The organism is Halobacillus sp. B29 (genome assembly GCF_052246755.1).
Lineage (GTDB): Bacteria > Bacillota > Bacilli > Bacillales > Halobacillaceae > Halobacillus > Halobacillus halophilus.
This window is the reverse complement of sequence record NZ_JBQQCM010000028.1, coordinates 1-1,686: the sequence shown is the minus strand read 5'-3', so window position 1 is coordinate 1,686 and position 1,686 is coordinate 1. Positions and strand designations below refer to the sequence as shown.

1 protein-coding gene is annotated in these 1,686 nt (G+C 44.1%); it reads right to left on the bottom strand.

The window, feature by feature from the left end; translation table 11 throughout:
* Positions 1–450 precede the first annotated feature (450 nt).
* Positions 451–1,566: an IS110 family transposase gene (locus ACTWP7_RS20310; protein WP_443124724.1), complete on the bottom strand. Its 1,116-nt coding sequence runs from the start codon at positions 1,564–1,566 to the stop codon at positions 451–453.
* Between the last annotated feature and the right edge of the window lie 120 nt (positions 1,567–1,686).

Here is a 1,686-nt window from a genome sequence, read left to right as displayed (position 1 = left end):
GAGCCTCCTGATATGAACGAAACTGTCAACCCCTCACACTTTTGACCATCTTTAAGAAGAGAAGCATTAACGCTTCTTTTTTAAGGTCTTCATTCAGGTTTTCCTGGTAAGGGGGTCAAGTGCTCTCCTTGACGACCTTTCCAGGAAAACCTATTCGCAGGAAGCGATAAACAAGAGGCTCCTTTCATTCGGGATATTAAGGGCATAAGTACACGGCACGAAGGCAAAAACGATCACTGCGGTTAGCATTCTGATATACGTGGGTTTTCACATTTTATCTTTCCGTATAAAGGCCTTTCCACTAACTCAGGTCGTGCGTTAGTCGACAGACATAGCACATAGGAGGCGCGTGGATGAACCTTTCCGGTTTTTCTCTTTGCCTTCGAGCCCTATACTTATTGAATGTTGAACTCCTTTAAACGTTGAGGTTGATTCTAATGTTACAATCTCTTAGTTCCCTTGAGGAAGGTCTTCGACTTCCTGCATAACGGCCCAAATAAAACCGGCTAGTTCTCTGGCAACGGCCGTAATCGCTTTACCTTTTTCCTTCCCTCGAGATATTAAACGATAGTATTTCTTATGAAGTCGATTTTGTGCTTTCCATGAGATCGATTGAATCGTTGGGGGAAGGCCATTTAAGCGTTTCTTTAAGTTCCCTTTTACCGCAGGCTGATAGCGATAACTCCAAGCAGCTTCGATGAGAAGACGTCTCACATGCCGGTTGCCTGTTTTCGTGATTCCTCCTTGATATCGTACGTTTCCACTTGAACTTTCGCTGGGGATTAAACCGATATATCCCATAAATTGTCCAGGTTTTGGAAAGCGTTTAAACGAACCGATTTCGGCTGCGAGGCTGACCGCGGTAATTAAAGCGATGCCTCTTAAGGATTGAAGAACCTGAATGATTGGGGCATGGACGCCATCGGTAGCTTGAATTTTTATTTCTTCTTCATACCGTTGAATACGCTGTTCTAATTCTTTGAGTTGGTGGTAGTATTCTTGAAAGGTCAACTTGGAAAGCGCGTTTTTAAAGGTTAAGGTATCCAGCCACGCTCGATATTTCTTCGTCCATTTATTAACGCCTGAAGGTGGATGGATGTTATTCCGCAGCAAGAATTTAGTCAACCGATGTTTCGCTCTCAGCTCATCTTCCTTGGCGTCTTCCCGCGCTCGGACAAGATCTCGAAGGGCTTCATCTTCCGATGTAGGAACATAGACAGATACCAATTCTCCCGCCCGATATAGCTGAGCGAGGCGAATAGAGTCTCTTTTATCCGTCTTGATTTTTTCGCCAGGCTTTTGAGGAATTAAGGATGGAGCGATCACATCACAGTGGATACCCATAGCTAGAAATTGTCTGTACAACGGATATCCGGTGGGACCGGCTTCATAACAAAAACGTAAGTTTTGAGGGTCTCCCAGTTTTTTTACTAACTTTCGTATAGCTTCAGGCGTGTGAGGAATCACTCCCCAGTACCTTGGCTTCTCTCTTCCTTCCTCCGCAATCGCCACAGCAATTTTTTCTTTAGAAACGTCTAAGCCAACATATTTCAGGGTACTCTTCATAGTAAGCTAGCTCCTTCCGTAATGTAGCTCTGATAGGGTTTGGGTTTCTTACTTATTCCTTACCCGATTAACCTACGAATTTACGTGTAAGGAGCTAGTTTTTCGTTCATGATAACTCAG

Bases quoted from the DNA above. Each gene is read 5' to 3' on its own strand.
- ACTWP7_RS20310 (WP_443124724.1), bottom strand. From the start codon at position 1,566: ATGAAGAGTACCCTGAAATATGTTGGCTTAGACGTTTCTAAAGAAAAA.